The 14,966-nt window shown below is 69.8% G+C and carries 13 protein-coding genes and 2 pseudogenes; 7 read left to right on the top strand and 8 right to left on the bottom strand.

What is annotated here, in order from left to right:
- Nucleotides 1-35: 35 nt before the first annotated feature.
- Entirely contained in the window at nt 36-908 is an 873-nt protein-coding gene (locus tag AB0O07_RS33710; RefSeq protein ID WP_365640676.1) for a 5-oxoprolinase subunit PxpA, read from the bottom strand.
- A gap of 167 nt (nt 909-1,075) precedes the next feature.
- Between AB0O07_RS33710 and AB0O07_RS33705 the strand changes: the two genes are divergently transcribed.
- Nucleotides 1,076-2,932: a glycoside hydrolase family 9 protein gene (locus AB0O07_RS33705; protein WP_365640675.1), complete on the top strand. Its 1,857-nt coding sequence runs from the start codon at nt 1,076-1,078 to the stop codon at nt 2,930-2,932.
- Between the two features lie 65 nt (nt 2,933-2,997).
- Here AB0O07_RS33705 and AB0O07_RS33700 read toward each other — a convergent pair whose 3' ends face one another.
- Together AB0O07_RS33700 and AB0O07_RS33695 are read right to left on the bottom strand one after the other, a co-directional pair.
- Nucleotides 2,998-4,215 carry an aldose epimerase family protein gene (locus tag AB0O07_RS33700; protein WP_365640673.1) on the bottom strand — a complete coding sequence of 406 codons (1,218 nt, stop codon included), beginning with the start codon at nt 4,213-4,215 and terminating at the stop codon, nt 2,998-3,000.
- Nucleotides 4,212-6,803, bottom strand: a complete 2,592-nt coding sequence (locus tag AB0O07_RS33695; protein WP_365640670.1) for an alpha-L-arabinofuranosidase C-terminal domain-containing protein — start codon at nt 6,801-6,803, stop codon at nt 4,212-4,214. The genes AB0O07_RS33700 and AB0O07_RS33695 overlap by 4 nt, the downstream gene beginning before the upstream one ends.
- 596 nt (nt 6,804-7,399) lie before the next feature.
- Between AB0O07_RS33695 and AB0O07_RS33690 the strand changes: the two genes are divergently transcribed.
- From AB0O07_RS33690 to AB0O07_RS33665, 6 genes and pseudogenes are all read left to right on the top strand, one after another.
- Nucleotides 7,400-7,681, top strand: a complete 282-nt coding sequence (locus AB0O07_RS33690) for a hypothetical protein (protein WP_365640667.1) — start codon at nt 7,400-7,402, stop codon at nt 7,679-7,681.
- 225 nt (nt 7,682-7,906) lie between these two features.
- Nucleotides 7,907-8,416: a hypothetical protein gene (locus tag AB0O07_RS33685; RefSeq protein WP_365640665.1), complete on the top strand. Its 510-nt coding sequence runs from the start codon at nt 7,907-7,909 to the stop codon at nt 8,414-8,416.
- 173 nt (nt 8,417-8,589) lie between these two features.
- Nucleotides 8,590-9,087 (top strand): annotated as a pseudogene (locus AB0O07_RS33680) (DUF4158 domain-containing protein); the annotation flags it as partial.
- A 175-nt stretch (nt 9,088-9,262) separates the two neighbouring features.
- Complete coding sequence (locus AB0O07_RS33675; protein WP_365640780.1) at nt 9,263-9,712, top strand: hypothetical protein; 450 nt, start codon at nt 9,263-9,265, stop codon at nt 9,710-9,712.
- A 330-nt stretch (nt 9,713-10,042) separates the two neighbouring features.
- Nucleotides 10,043-10,489, top strand: a complete 447-nt coding sequence (locus tag AB0O07_RS33670; protein ID WP_365640662.1) for a Tn3 family transposase — start codon at nt 10,043-10,045, stop codon at nt 10,487-10,489.
- Nucleotides 10,490-10,510: 21 nt separating this feature from the next.
- Nucleotides 10,511-11,170, top strand: coding sequence for a methyltransferase domain-containing protein (locus AB0O07_RS33665; RefSeq protein ID WP_365640777.1), 660 nt, complete (start codon nt 10,511-10,513; stop codon nt 11,168-11,170).
- A 143-nt stretch (nt 11,171-11,313) separates the two neighbouring features.
- Here the strand turns inward: AB0O07_RS33665 and AB0O07_RS33660 are convergent, their stop codons facing one another.
- From AB0O07_RS33660 to AB0O07_RS33640, 5 genes and pseudogenes are all read right to left on the bottom strand, one after another.
- The gene (locus tag AB0O07_RS33660) at nt 11,314-11,628 is read right to left on the bottom strand and encodes a hypothetical protein (RefSeq protein ID WP_365640659.1); all 315 of its coding nucleotides are present in this window, start codon (nt 11,626-11,628) and stop codon (nt 11,314-11,316) included.
- Between the two features lie 25 nt (nt 11,629-11,653).
- Nucleotides 11,654-12,199, bottom strand: coding sequence for a hypothetical protein (locus AB0O07_RS33655; RefSeq protein ID WP_365640657.1), 546 nt, complete (start codon nt 12,197-12,199; stop codon nt 11,654-11,656).
- A gap of 121 nt (nt 12,200-12,320) precedes the next feature.
- On the bottom strand, nt 12,321-12,656 hold the full coding sequence (locus AB0O07_RS33650) for a hypothetical protein (protein ID WP_365640655.1): 336 nt from the start codon (nt 12,654-12,656) through the stop codon (nt 12,321-12,323).
- A pseudogene (locus AB0O07_RS33645) lies at nt 12,643-13,662 on the bottom strand (site-specific integrase); the annotation flags it as partial. The pseudogene AB0O07_RS33645 and the gene AB0O07_RS33650, both read right to left, overlap by 14 nt.
- A 45-nt stretch (nt 13,663-13,707) precedes the next feature.
- Nucleotides 13,708-14,424 carry a hypothetical protein gene (locus AB0O07_RS33640; RefSeq protein ID WP_365640653.1) on the bottom strand — a complete coding sequence of 239 codons (717 nt, stop codon included), beginning with the start codon at nt 14,422-14,424 and terminating at the stop codon, nt 13,708-13,710.
- Nucleotides 14,425-14,966 lie beyond the last annotated feature (542 nt).

The following is a 14,966-nucleotide window of genomic DNA, read 5'->3' as shown; positions in this document are numbered from 1 at the left end:
CCGGGGCGTGGGCGCCGGGGCGGCGGGCGGCGGGGTCATGGCGTGGTGAAGGGGCGGGGGCCGTGGCCCGTACGGGTGAGGGCGGCGCGGAGCCGGCGGGCGATCTCCACCGCGCCGGGGGTGTCGCCGTGGACGCAGAGGGAGTCGGCGCGGACCGGGAGGTCGGTGCCGTCGACCGCCTCGATCACCCCTTCGGTGACCAGCCGGAGCGAGCGGGCGAGGATCGCCTCGGGGTCGTGGAGGACGGCGCCGGGCTCGCGGCGGGGCACGAGGGTGCCCTCCGGGGTGTACGCGCGGTCCGCGAACGCCTCCTGGTAGCAGGGCAGTCCGGCCTCGGCGGCCCGCCGGAGCCAGGCGGACCCGGGCAGGCCGAGCACGGGGAGGGCGGGGTCGTGTCCGTGTACGGCTTCCACCACGGCGGCGGCCTGCGCCTCGTGGTGGACGATCGCGTTGTAGAGGGCGCCGTGCGGTTTGACGTAGCCGACGCGGGTGCCGGCGAGGCGGGCGAAGCCGTCGAGGGCGGCGATCTGGTAGAGGACGTCGTTGACGAGCTCGGCCGGGTCGACGTCGATGAAGCGGCGGCCGAAGCCGGGCAGGTCGCGGTAGCCGACCTGGGCGCCGACCGTGACCCCGCGCCGGGCCGCCGCCGCGCAGACCCGCCGCATCACGGTGGGGTCGCCGGCGTGGAAGCCGCAGGCGACGTTGGCGCTGGTGACGACGGAGAGGAGGGCGTCGTCGTCGCCGAGGCTCCAGGCGCCGAAGCCTTCGCCGAGGTCGCTGTTGAGGTCGACCGTCCGGACCGCCGGGGCGCCGGAGCCGCCTGCGTCCCGCCCTTCCCGGTCGCGCGGTTCCCGGTCACGCGGTTCCTGGGCACTCGGTGCGCGGTGTTCGCGCTGTTCGTCGGACACAGGGAGAACGTATCCCAGGACGGCCGGGCACCCTTCCGCGCCGCAGCCCTGCCGTACACATTGACCGCTTGACGTGTCCATGCGACGCTCCGTCAGATGGTGGGAGCGCTCCCACCATCCGCGCCGCCCGCATCCGTCCTGCCGTCGTCCGCGAAGGGTCCCCCACGATGCCCGTCCCGACGTACCCGTTCCGCCGTCCGCTCCGCCGTCCGTTCCGTTCCGCCCTCACCTGGGCGGCCGTCCCCGCGCTCGCCGCCGCGCTGCTGGCCGGCGCCCCCTCCGTCGCGGCTCCGACCGCCGCCCCGGCCGCCGTCCGGGCGGCCGATCCCGCCGTACGGACCAATCAGCTCGGCTATCTGCCGGACGGGCCCAAGCGGGCCACGGTGGTGACCGACTCTCAGACGCCGCTCGGCTGGCAGCTCAGGAACGCCTCCGGCACCGTCGTCGCCACCGGCACCACCACCCTCCATGGGGCCGACGCCGCCTCGGGCGAGCGGACCCAGATCGCCGACTTCTCCGCGTACTCCGGTACGGGCGGCGGCTTCACCCTCGCCGTCGACGGGCGGGCCGGGCACCCCTTCGCCATCGACGCCGGGATCTACGACGGGCTCCGCTCCGACGCGCTCTGGTTCTTCTACCAGCAGCGCAGCGGCATCGCGATCGAGGAGTCCCTCGCCGGACCGGGGTATGCGCGCCCGGCCGGGCATGTGGGGGTGGCGCCGAACCGGGGCGACACCGATGTGCCGTGCCAGAGCGGTGTCTGCGACTACCGCCGCGATGTACGGGGCGGCTGGTACGACGCGGGCGACCACGGCAAGTACGTCGTCAACGGGGGCCTCTCCACCTGGCTGCTGGTCAACGCGTACGAGCGCGCCGACCGGGCCGGGGCGGCCGGGGCGCTGGGCGACGCCACCCTCCGGATCCCCGAGCGCGGCAACGGGGTGCCCGATGTGCTGGACGAGGCGCGCTGGGAGCTGGAGTTCCTGATGCGGATGCAGGTGCCGGAGGGCCGGCCGCTCGCCGGGACGGCCTTCCACAAGATCCATGACGCGGAGTGGACGGCACTGCCGACCCGGCCGGAACAGGACGCCCAGCCAAGGGAGCTGCACCGTCCCTCGACCGCCGCGACCCTCAACCTGGCGGCCACCGCCGCCCAGTGCGCCCGGGTCTACGCCCCGTACGACGCGCCGTTCGCGGCCCGCTGCCTGGACGCGGCGCGGCGCGCCTGGACGGCGGCCCGCGCCCATCCGGACCTCTTCGCGCCGGACTCCGACGCGACGGGCGGCGGCGCCTACGGGGACACCTCGGTGAGCGACGAGTTCTACTGGGCCGCCGCCGAGTTGTACGCGACGACCGGCGAGTCCGGCTACCGGGACGCGGTCACCGGCTCGCCCTGGCACACCGCGCCGGGCGCCCTCTCCGCCACCGGGTTCAACTGGGCGGAGACGGCGGCGCTCGGCCGGCTCACCCTGGCCACCGTCCCCACCGGGCTGCCCGCCGCCGACACGGCCCGGATCCGCGCCTCGGTGACCGCCGCGGCCGACGGCCATCTCGCCACCATGGCCGGGCAGGGGTACGCGGTGCCGCTCCCGGCGACCGCGTATGTGTGGGGTTCGAACGGGCAGATCGCCAACAACGGGCTGGTGATGGCGGTCGCCTACGACCTGACGGGGCAGGAGCGCTACCGGGCCGGGGCCGTCGAGACCCTCGACCATCTGCTCGGCCGGAACCCGCTCGACCTCTCGTATGTCACCGGGTACGGGACGCGCTCCGCGCAGAACCAGCACCACCGGTTCTGGGCGCACCAGGCCGACCCGGCGCTCCCCCACCCGCCGGCCGGGTCGCTCGCGGGCGGGCCCAACCCGGGGCTCCAGGACCCGGTGGCGGAGGAGAAGCTCGCCGGGTGCGCGCCGGCGGCCTGCTATATCGACGACATCGGCTCGTACTCGACCAACGAGGTGGCGGTGAACTGGAACGCGCCGCTGGCCTGGCTGGCCGCCTTCGCCGCCGCGCCCGGCCGCTGAGCCCAGCCGCCGGTGCCCGGCCGACGCCCGGTCGGGCATCGGCCGGGCATCGGCGGCTCCGGTCGTCAGGCCGGGAAGGAGTGCTCGGTCGTGGAGCGGTAGGTCTCGCCGGGGCGGAGCACCGTGGAGGGGAACGCGGGCCGGTTCGGGGAGTCGGGGAAGTGCTGGGTCTCCAGGCAGAGGCCGTCGCTCTGCCGGTAGACCCGCCCCGAGGTGCCGGTGTGCGCGCCCGCGAGGAAGTTGCCGGAGTAGAACTGCACCCCGGGCTCGGTCGTCGCGATCCGTACGGTGCGCCCGGAGCCCGGGTCGCGGAGGGTGGCGGCGAGCCGGGGCACGGCGGTGAGCCCCTTGTCGAGCGCCCAGTTGTGGTCGAAGCCCTGGCCGCGCAGGAGTTGGGGGTGGCCGGTCCTGATGTCGCGGCCGACCGGCTTGGCGGTCCGGAAGTCGAAGGGGGTGCCCGCGACCCTGGCCAGTTCGCCGGTGGGGATGAGGGTGGCGTCGACGGGGGTGTAGCGGGCGGCTTCGAGGGTCAGTTCATGGCCGTGGATGTCGCCGCTCCCCTCCCCGGCGAGGTTGAAGTAGGTGTGGTTGGTGAGGTTGACGACGGTGGGCCGGTCGGTGGTGGCCGCGTACCCGATCCGCCAGGTGCCGCGCGGGGTGAGGGTGTACGTGACGGTGACGTCGAGGGTGCCGGGGTATCCCATCTCGCCGTCGGGGCTGACCCGGCGCAGGACGAGCCCGACGCCGGTGGAGTCGGTGAACGGTTCGATGTCCCAGACCCGCTTGTCGAAGCCCTGGGTGCCGCCGTGCAGGGTGTTCGGCCCGTCGTTCAGGGGGAGTTGGTACGTACGGCCGTCGAGGGTGAAGCGTCCGGCGGCGATCCGGTTGCCGTAGCGGCCGATGAGGGCGCCGTAGAAGGTGGTGGCGGTGAGGTAGCCGGCCAGGTTGTCGAAGCCCAGCGACACCTTGGCGTACCGGCCGCGCCGGTCGGGGATCTCCAGGGACTGGACGATGCCGCCGTAGCTGAGCACCTTGAGGCGGGTGCCGCCGTTCTCCAGGGACCAGCGGTGGACGGCGGTTCCGTCGGGGAGCCGGCCGAAGGGTTCCCGGGTGGGGGTACGGCCGCCACCGGCGCCCCGGGCTCCGGCCGGGGTGTCCGTCGGGGTCTCCGTGGGGGTCTGGGCGTGGGCGGGGGTGGTCAGGGCGGCGGTGAGGCCGGCGGCCGCCGCGCCGGCCAGGACGGTGCGGCGGGAGGCGGGGGTGGGCCGCTGCTCGGTGGTCACTGGGACGGCTCCTGTCGGATCCGGAGGAAGGTGATGGAGTTCGGCGGGAAGGTGTGGGTGAAGCGGTTGCCGATCCCGTCGACGGTGGAGTGCTCCGGGGCGATCGGCCGGTCGTCGGCGGTGTTGACGGCGTCCGGGTCCCCGCTGAGGGTGGTCAGCCGGGCGGTGGGCGCCACGCGGGCGTCCGGGCCGAGGCCGACCGTGGTGCGGGCGGCGGCGTCCTGGGCGTTGACGACCTTGACGACGAGGTCGTCGCCGTCGCGGGTGACGACCTGCCGGAAGGGTTCGGCGACCTTGGTGTCCTCGAAGCTCCCCCACTCCTTCCCGTCGAGGAAGAGGGTGACCTTCCGGTCCCGTACCGAGACGCGCAGGTCGTACGTGCGGCCGGTCTCGATGGTGGTGGTGCCGGAGACCATCGACTGCTTGGCGCCGCCCACCGCCTTTTCCACGGCGGAGCGGGTGTTGTTCCAGCCGCCGAGGTTCCACCAGTAGTAGTTGCCGGTGTCCTGGACGCCGAAGGCCAGCAGGAAGCCCTCCTTGCCGGCCCGCTTGGTGGCCTTCACGTGCAGGTCGTAGTCGCTCCAGGCCGGGTCGCCCGCGGTGACCAGGGTGTTCTCGGCGGCCGTGTCGGACTGGACGTACCGGCCGTCCTCGACGCTCCAGGAGCCGGTGCCGGCCGCCTTCGTCCACCGTCCGTCACCGGCGGAGAAGTCGTCCTCGAAGAGGGTGGTGCCGTCGGCGCCGGTGACCCGTACGTCGTCGTACGCGGCGCTGGTCGCCCAGGTGGAGAGGCCGACGGCGCCCGTGATCGGCCCGCTCTGGGCGGGTGTGGCGCTGGCGGTGCTGGGGACGACGTGGTCGCCGGTGTTGGTCATGAAGAGCTTCTGCGCCTCGTAACTGGCCGAGCCCCAGGAGCGGGTGGCGTCGAACCAGATCATGTCGGGGCGCCACTGCACGGCGTCGGTACGGGCCAGCAGCGGTGCGTACGAGGCGAGTTGGACGATGTCCGCGTTGCGTTCGAGGCCGGTCATAAAGGCGGCCTCGGCGAGCGCGTTGCGGAACCGGTTGTCCTGGGAGGCGTACTCGCCGAGGAAGACCTGGGGCCCGGAGCGGTCGTAGGAGTCGTACCGCTGGTTGTTCTCCAGGAACCACTGCGGGGACTTGTAGTAGTGCTCGTCGACCATCGCGACACCGGCGTCGCGGTTGAGCTGCCAGGCCCGGTCGAAGGTGGTGCCGTCGGAGTCGGGGCCGGAGTTGGAGACCACGGTGATCTCCGGGTGGCGGGCCTCGATCGCCTTGCGGAACTCGGTGAAGCGCTCGAAGAAGGCGTCGGGCAGGTTCTCCTCGTTGCCCACCTCGACATGGGTGAGGCCGAAGGGGGCCGGATGGCCCATGGCGGCGCGCCGGGCGCCCCAGGGGGAGGTGGCGGGGCCGTTGGCGAACTCGATCAGGTCCAGGGTGTCCTGGATATGGCGGCGGAGCAGGGCCGGGTCGTCGGTCACCTGGTTCTGGCCGCAGCCGGTGACGAGCGCGGGGACCACCGGCAGGGCCATCGCGCCGATGTCCTCGGCGAACTGGAAGTACTCGTAGTAGCCGAGCCCGTAACTCTGGTTGTAGCCCCAGAAGTTGGCGTTGGTGGCGCGCTCCTCGACCGGGCCGATGGTGTCCTTCCACTGGTAGGAGCGCTTGCGCTGCCAGCCGGAGGCGGCGTCGTACCCCTGGTGGCTGCCGGTGTTGACGAGGCAGCCGCCGGGGAAGCGGACGAAGCCGGGGCGGAGGGCGGCGATCTTCTCGGCGAGGTCCTTGCGGAGCCCGCCGGGGCGGCCCTTGTAGGTGTCCCGGGGGAAGAGCGAGACCATGTCGAGGCGTACGGTGCCGGTGCCGCCCGCGGTGACGGCGAGGCGCCCCGCGGTGGTCGTGGCGGTGGCGGTGAGGGTGCCGGTGTACTTCGCCCAGGTGTCGCCGCGTGCGGTGACGCGGAGCGCGGGCGCGAGGGCGGTGCCGTCGGCGGTGCGCAGGGCGAGGGTGAGCGGGGTGCCCTGCGGCCGGTCGGTGCGGGCCCATACGGAGACGTCGTACCGGGCGCCCGCGGTGACCGGGATCCCGCCGCCGTAGCCGGAGTTGACGACGCCGGTGCCCGCGGCGGAGCCGTCGGGGTCCAGCCGCAGATAGGTCCGGTTGCGCTCGTTGAGCCGGGCCCCGTCGTCGGCGGTGGCCACCGTGCCGGTGCCGGTGGGGGTCCACGCGGTGAGCGGCGAGTAGGAGGCGTTGTCGGCGGTGCTGTACTCGAAGGACCGGTTCTGGACGAGTTCGGCGTAGAGACCGCCGTCGGCGGCGCGGTTGATGTCCTCGTAGAAGACGCCGTACATGGTGTCCCCGATACGGGGTCCGGTGGCGCCGGTGTCGATGTCGAGTGTGTAGTCGGTGGTGCCGGCGTCCCGGGCGGTGTGCGCGACGGTGTGGACGGCGGTGTCCCGCGCCGTCTCCCGTGCGGTGTCCCGCGCCGCGCTCGTGGGTGCCTGGAGCGCGGTGGCCGTCACCAGGAGTGCCACAGCCGTGAGAGCCGGCCTCCAGCGTGTGCGTGGCATGAGTGTCTGCGGCTCCTCGTTCGAAATATCGGACGATGGTCAGAACTTCGAACGGCAAGATAGGGAGGAGGCGCGTGGACGTCAATGGTTCGCACAGCGGCGGAGCACCGGCCGGTGCCGATGTCCGCTCCCACAGCGCCCGCCAGGACCGCCGGGTGTGGGCGTGCGGACGTGCCGCTGTCCGGACCGGTGGGCGGCCCGGGCAGCGGCGGAAACGGCTCGGATATGTGCGACATCTCGTGACTTCCTCTGAGCCCGGCCGGGTGCTTGCCCCGGTGGCAGGGTGTTCTGTCTCCTTGGGGTGTTCTTGGACCTGGTGACGTAACTTCAGGATTCTTGAAGCGCTCTCACTTCGTCCGATCGATCTGTGATCGGGGTGAAGGCGAGGAGGCTCGGGTTGGCGCTGGCAGCCGTACGCGATCTGCGCGAGTTCCGCGATCCGGTCTCGGCGGAGGAACTGGAGCAGTTCGAGACCGACGTGCTCGCCGGGTTCGTCCTCGCGCGGGCTTCGGCAGGGCTTGCGGACGGCATCATCCGCGGGGACGTCGGGCACCTGGACGAGATGCGGGGCCTGGTTCGGCCAGCCGCTGTGGGATATGGAGCCGACCGATGCCGACGGGTACTTCGGGAAGGTGCTGCGGGGCTCGCCGAGCGGCATACGGCTGGCCCACGCTCAGGCACTGACCACGTACTTCCTGTTCCTGGAGCTGCGGTACAAGGTCGAGATCCACCGGATGACCGGCCGGGTCATCGAGTGCCCGATCGACGAGATGAACCGCCCGCGTGGATCCAAGGACGCCGCCCTGCGGATCCCGCCGACCGAGCCGGAGATCAAGACACTGTTCACCGGATGGGGCGGCGAGCTGGCAATCTGCTGAAAGTTCGCCCCCACCGCGCGGAACTGCACCGCGTTGACCGTCAGCTCGAAGAGGCCCTCACCCACGGCGCCGACCCCCTCCACCTCGCACTCGTCTTCGGCATCGACGAGAAGACAGCCATCCGCCACGCGGACTCAGCACGAGCGCTTCCACGCGAAGAAGCCGAGCACGCATCGCAGTGAAACCCGCTCGACCTGCTTACCCCCTTGACGACATCATGGCCCCATGCTGTCGATCGAATCAGCCGCCCGTGAGCTTCAGGACCGCGCCGTTCTCTGGAGCATGGGCGAGATCCGCGCAACCGACGTCGTCACTGCTGCCTGTGATGCACTCGTTGCGGGCCTCGACAGTCCTGCCCTACGGATCCTGGCCGCGTGCACGCGCGCCGAGGCGGACTACGATGTCCCCGACCGCCTTCCCCCGGCACTCGACGAACTGGGCCTCACCTTCCACCCAGCGGGCAGCGTTGCCGGACAGGAAGCCGCGGCGCAAGCACTTGCCGCCCGGATGCTGGCCGGCGAACTGACGCCACGCGAGCTGGCCTTCAGAATCCATCAGCGCTTCGGGCACGAGCTGCCTCTGGCCGAGCAACTCGCCAACCTGGACGACGACTACGACATCCTCGAATACGGCGACAGAACACAGGCGCAGGTCGACGCCGATGTCACTACCGAAGCTCTTCGACTCACGCAGCACCCTCGTGTTCCAACCGAACCCATGGGTGGACCGACCTGAAGCAGGCAGTGCACCCATGGGTTCAGGCTGAAGGACCTTCGGTTTCCTTGAACCCACGGGGATACAGGCCCTTGGGGAGTATCCGAACGGAAATTAGCGGTGGCGGAGCGATCTTGATTCCGGTTCGGTGACGTATCTGTTTTGACTGGTCAGCGGGCTCTACGGTCCTCGGCATGCCTGTTGAGTACCTGTCCGCTGAGCAAGAGGCCCGCTACGGCCGGTTCGCCACGGAACCGTCGCCCGGGGAGCTGGAACAGTTCTTCCGCTTGGACAAGAAGGCCCTGGGCCTGGCGCGGGCAAAGCGCCGTCCGGCGACGAGGTTGGGGTGGGCGGTGCAGTGGGGCACCGTGCGGATGCTCGGCGCCTTCATGACCGAGGGTCCCACGGCGGTCCCGGCCGCCGTGGTGCGGTTCGTTGCCGAGCAGCTCGGCAACGACGACGAGCACTTCGCCGGGTACGGGGCGCGCTCGCAGACGACCTACGAGCACGCGTGGGCGATCCGCGACGAGTACGGCTACCGGGACTTCGGCGCGGGTGAAGCGGAGCTGCGGGAGTTTCTGGCGGCACGGGGTTGATCGTCGCTGGAGGGGCCGCGCGCTCTGTTCGACCGGGCGGCCGTGTGGTTGGTGAACAACCGGGTGCTGCTGCCCGGCGTGACGACGTTGGCCCGGATGGTGGCCGCGATTCGCCAGGAGGAGAACGACCGGCTGCACGCCGCGCTGTACGAAGCAGTGCCATACGACCTGCGCACCGTGATGATCCGGTTGCTTGAAGCACCGCAGAAGAAGCGGGTGTCGGAGCTGGAGCGACTGCGGCTGGGCCCCGATACGGGTGTCGGGCAAGGCCATGGAGCTGGCTCTGGACCGTGCCCGCGAGGTTCGCGGCCTGGGCGCTGGAGCCGTCGACGTCGGGCGGGTCCCGGCAGCCCGGATGACCGGGCTGGCCCGGTACCGGCTGACCTCGAAGGCGCCGACGTCGAAGCGGCTGGAGGCCACGAGGCAGACCGCAACCCTCCTGGCGGCTGTGCGGCATCTGGAGACCGCGATGGTGGACGATGCACTCGATCTGCTGCACGCGCTGATGGCCACCAAGCTGTTGGGGAAGGCTGAACGGATGAGCGACGACGCCAAGCTCAAGGCCCAGCCTCAGCTGAGGAAGGCGGCGAAGAAGACGGTGACGACAACGCGGAGTGGCGGGCCGAACTCGTCGCCCGCTACAACACGGTCCGCGGCTTCATCCGCCTTCTGGTCGAGATCACCGACTTCGGCGCGGTCGAGGCCGGCGCCCCGGTGGTGAAGGCGCTCAAGCGGCTGCCTGACTTGATCGGCAGTAAGAAGGCCGGAGCCGGAGAAATCTCCATGGAGTTGGTGACCGGCTCGTGACGGCGGCTGGTGTTCGCCAATCCCAACGTGCGGCACGGCCTGGTGGACAAGTCGGCCTACTCATTCTGCGTCTTGGAGCACCTCCGCCGCTCGCTGCGTCGGCGAGACATGTTCGCCAGGGATGACAACCGCTGGGGCGACCCCCGGGCGAAGCTGCTGGCCGGGGAGAAGTGGACGGCCGCCGAGCCGAAGGTGCTCACCGCGCTCGGCCTGGAGAGCGAGCCGACCGGGCACCTCGCCGAACTTGCCTCCGCCCTGCACGCCGGAGTACGTCCAGGTCGCCGCCGGGCTGCCGGACAACAGCGCGCTGGAGGTGGTGGGCGGAAAGCTGAAGCTGGGCAAGCTCGGCAAGGCGGAGGAGCCCAGGCTCATGCCGCCGTTCCGCCGGCTGCTCAACGGCATGCTGCCGAAGGTCGACTTTCCGGAGCTGCTGATGAAGGTCGCCGAGCTGACCGTCATGCCGGAGTCGTTCACCCACATCTCCGGCACGAACTCCGGCATGGCGGACTTCACCACCAGCTTGTGCGCGGTGCTGCTGTCCGAGGCGTGCAACGTCGGCCTGACACCAGTCATCAAACCGAACGTCCCGGCGCTCACCCGGGGCCGTCTGGTCCAGGTCGATCAGGGCTACTTCCGTGCCGAGAACATCTTCTCTGAACTAAGAGACCCGACCCGCTGGGCTGTTGGATAGCCTACGGTCGTGGGAACGGGACTGAACACTGACGACTGGCTGGAAGACACGCGGAAGTCGTACGACACCGTGGCTGCCAGCTATGCGGACCTGACACGTCACCTCCTGGATGAAACGCCTGAGGAGCGTGCTGTCCTGGCGGTGTTTGCCGACCTTGTGCGCGCCCAGGGCGGGGGGCCAGTTGCTGACGTGGGATGCGGGACGGGGAGAGTCACGGCTCATTTGCATCAGCTGGGCTTGAACGCGTTCGGGATCGACCTGTCGCCCGGGATGATCGAGGTGGCCAGGCGTGATCACCCTGGTCTCCGATTCGATCTCGCCTCCATGACGGACCTCACCCTCGCCGACGCCTCGATGACTGGGCTGGTCGCCTGGTACTCGCTGATCCATGTTCCCGACGACGAGATCGGCGCGGTCTTCGCACACTTCCAGCGCGTGCTTCGGCCTGGTGGACCGCTGCTACTCAGCTTCCACGTCGGTGATGAGTCGAAGTTGAAGACCGAGGGCTATGGCGGGCACCCGATGAACGTTTACGTCCATCGGCGGCAGCCCAGCCAACTGATTGCATGGCTCAACAGTGCTGGCTTCGCCGTCGAGTCACACAAAACACTCACCTCGGCCGAGAGCAAGCTCGGGGGGATGATTCTCGCGCGCCGCCAGGCCGCTGTCCCAGAAGAGTGAGTTGGTCGCTGAGGAGAACTGCAGGTCGCTTGCGCCGCCTCAGGTAAGCGGCCCCGCCAGGGCACTGGCGGAGCCGGACATCAGTCTCTGGCTCCGTCGCGGCTGACCGTGAGGCCCGTGACGTCGCCGAGCCATTCTCTGAACTACGAGGGTTCGGTGGTTCGGGTAGCGATCTGGCCGAAGGTGGGCAGGCCGAGCTGGACCACCGTGGATCGGCGGGCGACTTCGACGTCGAGCTGAGCGAGCTTGTCCTCGGCGGCGGCGAGGCTGACGCTGAGCCCGTCAACTTCGCCGAGCCAGCCTTCGCGTTCGGCTTCAACGATCCGCGCGATGAGGTTGACCCGATCTCTTCGAGACGGGGCCGCTCGTGCGGGTCGACGCGGAGCATCGCACATCGGACACAGGCTTCTCTGAACTATCGCTTGGTTCCCGCCGAATGAGCTGTCGAACTCATCCATGCCGGTAGGCGCGGGCCGCACGACTTCAGCACATCTTCCCGATCTTCAAGGCTCGCGCCCGCTCGCCATTGTTCTCCGGGCGGATGCGCTCGGCCAGGCAGTGCCGGTGGGAGATGATGGTGTGGCTTCCTGGACCGATGCTGCTGCGCGAGTCCAGGACGAGGGCGTCTCCACCTGGGCCCAACGTGCTCGGTTCACCACAGAAGTCGCAGCTCCAGACCAGCGACTCCAGGTCGGCAGGTCGGATGCTGAGCCGCACTGATACCGGCGGATGCCAGCGGTGGATTTGCTCGATCACTGCATCGATCTGTGAACCGATGGGTGGAAAGAGCGCGAGTAGTTCGTCATAGCTGCTCGTCGTCTGGGAGAACTGCTGGATCATGTCGATTGAGGCCGACAGACCAGCGTTCTCGTAACCACCGATCTCGACGAGCACACCCCATGAGTGATGGCTGAGGACCCTGGCCAGTACCTTCTGGCCAGGCATGAGCGCCATACTCTCCGTCTCGAACCTTTCCATGAACCGTTTCCCCATACCTAAGTCGAGCAGGCCGCGCCTGGTGGCGCTCATGCGCACGTGTCGTCGACGTCGGAGCCGATCACCGCGCTCAGGGCTTGCAAAATGTCATCGTATTGGTGACGGTCGACTGGAACGGACCGAATGCGACGTAGTCGCGGGCCTTGAGGTGCGGTTACTCTAAGGCGTCCCAGGTCACGAAGTCGGCCGTCGCGGCGATGCGGGCCATGAAGGGCCAGCATACCCACTCGCCGCATTCACAACCGAGGACGGGTGTCTTCGGCCCCATCGCGTTGGTGGACCGTCCGAGGAAGTGATCCTGCATCGGGCCGAACCGGAAGAACTCCGGGATCAGACCGCCGTAGGCGTCGCCTGCGGGCTGCATCCCGGCGGCGATCTCGAACCCGTCGATCAGCTGGGTGAGTGGTGCTCCGTCGATACGGGGGACGATCACGAGCGGGCCGCCGTCGCCACGGTGCTGACAGTCGAACCGGATGTCATTGCTGGGCATCCAGCGATTGTGGCAGCGAAGCCGTTCCCTCCGCCTGGGCAGGTTGAGCTGCGACCATGCGCGGCATGCCGAGGTCGATCGCCGTACCGCCGCAAGCTCGTCGGTCCATCTGGGCAAGCTTGTCTTCGGCTCCAGCCAGGCTGCCCCGGAGCCCTTCGACCTCCCCGAGCCAGCCCTCGCGCTCGGCCTCGGCGATGCGGGCGACGAGGTTGTCGCGGATCTCCTCCAGCCGGCCGCGCTGGGTCGGGTCCGGCCGGAGAAGCGAGCAACGAACGCAAGCGTGTTCATGAACACAAGGACTTGAAAAGGCGCGACCGCAGGTGCCGATGGAGACTTTGCGCTTCTCGAAGTGCGCGAGGAAAGCGTCCCATTCCTCCTCGGTCGGCGTCCGATACTCTTCGCTGGGCCGACTGGCCCGGCGACGGGCGATGAAGGCGCGGTGGGCCTCGATGGTCTCGGCCGGGCGGATCGCCTTGTAGCCCATCGTCGTCTCAAGACTCCGATGCCCGCAGAGCACTTGCGCGATGTGCGGTGGCAGACCGTTCATGATGGCGTCGGTCACGAAGATCCTGCGGAAGTCGTGCGGGGAGAAGGCGAGCAGTTCTCCGCCGGCATCGCTCAGGCCCGTGGCGGCCTGCGCGTTGATCAGAAGCTTGCGGAGCGCGGTCGGAGTAAAAGCGCGGTGCTCGGTGCCGATATCTCGCTGGAACAGCAGCGGCATCGGCGGGTTCCAGACCCGCTCGTGGACATCGTAAGAAGTCACCAGCGGGATCGCACGGCTGCTTCCTCGCAGGCGGCGGACGATGGCGGAAAGGACGTCCGCCAGTTCCGGGCTGACCAGCAGGAGCCGTTCGCTGTCGGTCTTGGACGGGGCGACCTGCAGCAGGGGCACGACTTCGCCGGTGCTCGGGAGCCGGTATTCGGTGACGCTGTGGTGGGTCAGCTCCAGGAGCTCCTCGTTGCGGATGCCGGTCAGGCGTAGGACCTCGATCGCGGCGAAGGCCCAGAAGGCTTCAGTCTCCTCGTAGGTGAGATTCCGTCGCCGCCCGGTCTAGGTCTCTTCGGCCCAGGTCATGTGTCCAGCGGCCATGGGCGCGACGGCTCCGCACAGGGCTCCGGCGGTATCGGGGATAAGGTCCCCGGGCCGGGTGTGCTCGGCGGCGGCAAGTAGTCCGGCTACAGCGCGTCGCCTGCGGTCGACGGTGCCGGTCAGCACCGGCAGGAAGGGAATCCGTTCGCGGGTGCGCTGGTCCATCCGCGCCTTGCGGTGTTTGCGGTCTTTGGCCTTGCTGATCTCGTCGTCGCTCGGGCAGGGCACCACCCGTGGCGCCCAGCGGGTCGGCTCTTCCGCTGCCCATTGGGCGATGTCCAGATAGAAGGCGCGGACGCGGATGAGCTCGTCTTGTGCGTTCAGCCTGGGGCTGGCGACCTCGACGGCGGTGCCGTCCGGACCGATCGTGGTGCGTTTCCTGGTGGCGATGTCTGTCTTCCACGCGTGGGCCAGTGTCAGTGGCAGCCGCAGGGAGTCGCTGCCTGGTGAGAGCGCTTCGATCCGGGTCCAGAACACCCCGGCCAGGGTTCGCGAGACCGCGTCCAGGCTGGTGTAGTCCAACGACGGCTGCCGTTCGCGCAGGTAGCCCACGATCAGGTCGCGGACCGGGCGACACCGGATCGGATAGCGATCCACGAGTTCTTCGATGCTCGGCCGACCGGCGGCAAGCCCGAACGCCCGGATCGTGGCCGGAGCGTCCTCAGGAAAGACGCCCAAGGCCCTCAGGCGAAGGTAGGAGTCGACTTTGCGCCGCCCCCGCAGACATGGACCTGGCGCAAGGTGTCGACCAGCTCCACGCAGTCGCCGACGGTGATGCTCGAGATCGCCCCGCCGTTGGGTGAGCATCCAGGCCAGGTTGGGACGGATGACATAGCCACAGAGCAGCATCAGCAGCCCGGCGGTCAGGTCAACCCGCTCATACGACGGCGACGGCCCACTCTCGCGCAAGAAACGCAGCGGCAGATCCGTCCAGTCCGCGCCGGGGATCTCCTCGGCGCGGCCGGCCTTCCACCGCTGCTGCCAGGTATCCCCCGGGAAGCTGGGCAGCCAGCGCAGAAGTTCGGTGACCCCGCGAACGCCACCCGGCCCGGGTGGCGTTCGCGGCAGCTAAAAAAGGGGGCGCCGTCACCCGACGCAGCGCCTCATCTGCCGACTGCCCTGTCGTCGGCCACCACGCCTCCGCAGGGCGGGGCGGGAAGCGTTCCCGCAGCACGTTGATCCGCGCCCGGGCCTGTTCGACTGCCGCATTCGCGGTCTGC

Source organism: Streptomyces sp. NPDC093085, assembly GCF_040683935.1.
Classification (GTDB): domain Bacteria; phylum Actinomycetota; class Actinomycetes; order Streptomycetales; family Streptomycetaceae; genus Streptomyces.
The sequence above is the reverse complement of the archived record's forward strand: the minus strand, read 5'-3'. Positions and strand labels throughout refer to the sequence as shown.

Bases quoted from the DNA above. Each gene is read 5' to 3' on its own strand.
- AB0O07_RS33705 (WP_365640675.1), top strand. From the start codon at position 1,076: ATGCCCGTCCCGACGTACCCGTTCCGCCGTCCGCTCCGCCGTCCGTTC.
- AB0O07_RS33660 (WP_365640659.1), bottom strand. From the start codon at position 11,628: ATGGATGAGTTCGACAGCTCATTCGGCGGGAACCAAGCGATAGTTCAG.
- AB0O07_RS33690 (WP_365640667.1), top strand. From the start codon at position 7,400: ATGGAGCCGACCGATGCCGACGGGTACTTCGGGAAGGTGCTGCGGGGC.
- AB0O07_RS33675 (WP_365640780.1), top strand. From the start codon at position 9,263: ATGGAGCTGGCTCTGGACCGTGCCCGCGAGGTTCGCGGCCTGGGCGCT.
- AB0O07_RS33685 (WP_365640665.1), top strand. From the start codon at position 7,907: ATGCTGTCGATCGAATCAGCCGCCCGTGAGCTTCAGGACCGCGCCGTT.
- AB0O07_RS33695 (WP_365640670.1), bottom strand. From the start codon at position 6,803: ATGCCACGCACACGCTGGAGGCCGGCTCTCACGGCTGTGGCACTCCTG.
- AB0O07_RS33650 (WP_365640655.1), bottom strand. From the start codon at position 12,656: ATGCCCAGCAATGACATCCGGTTCGACTGTCAGCACCGTGGCGACGGC.
- AB0O07_RS33655 (WP_365640657.1), bottom strand. From the start codon at position 12,199: ATGAGCGCCACCAGGCGCGGCCTGCTCGACTTAGGTATGGGGAAACGG.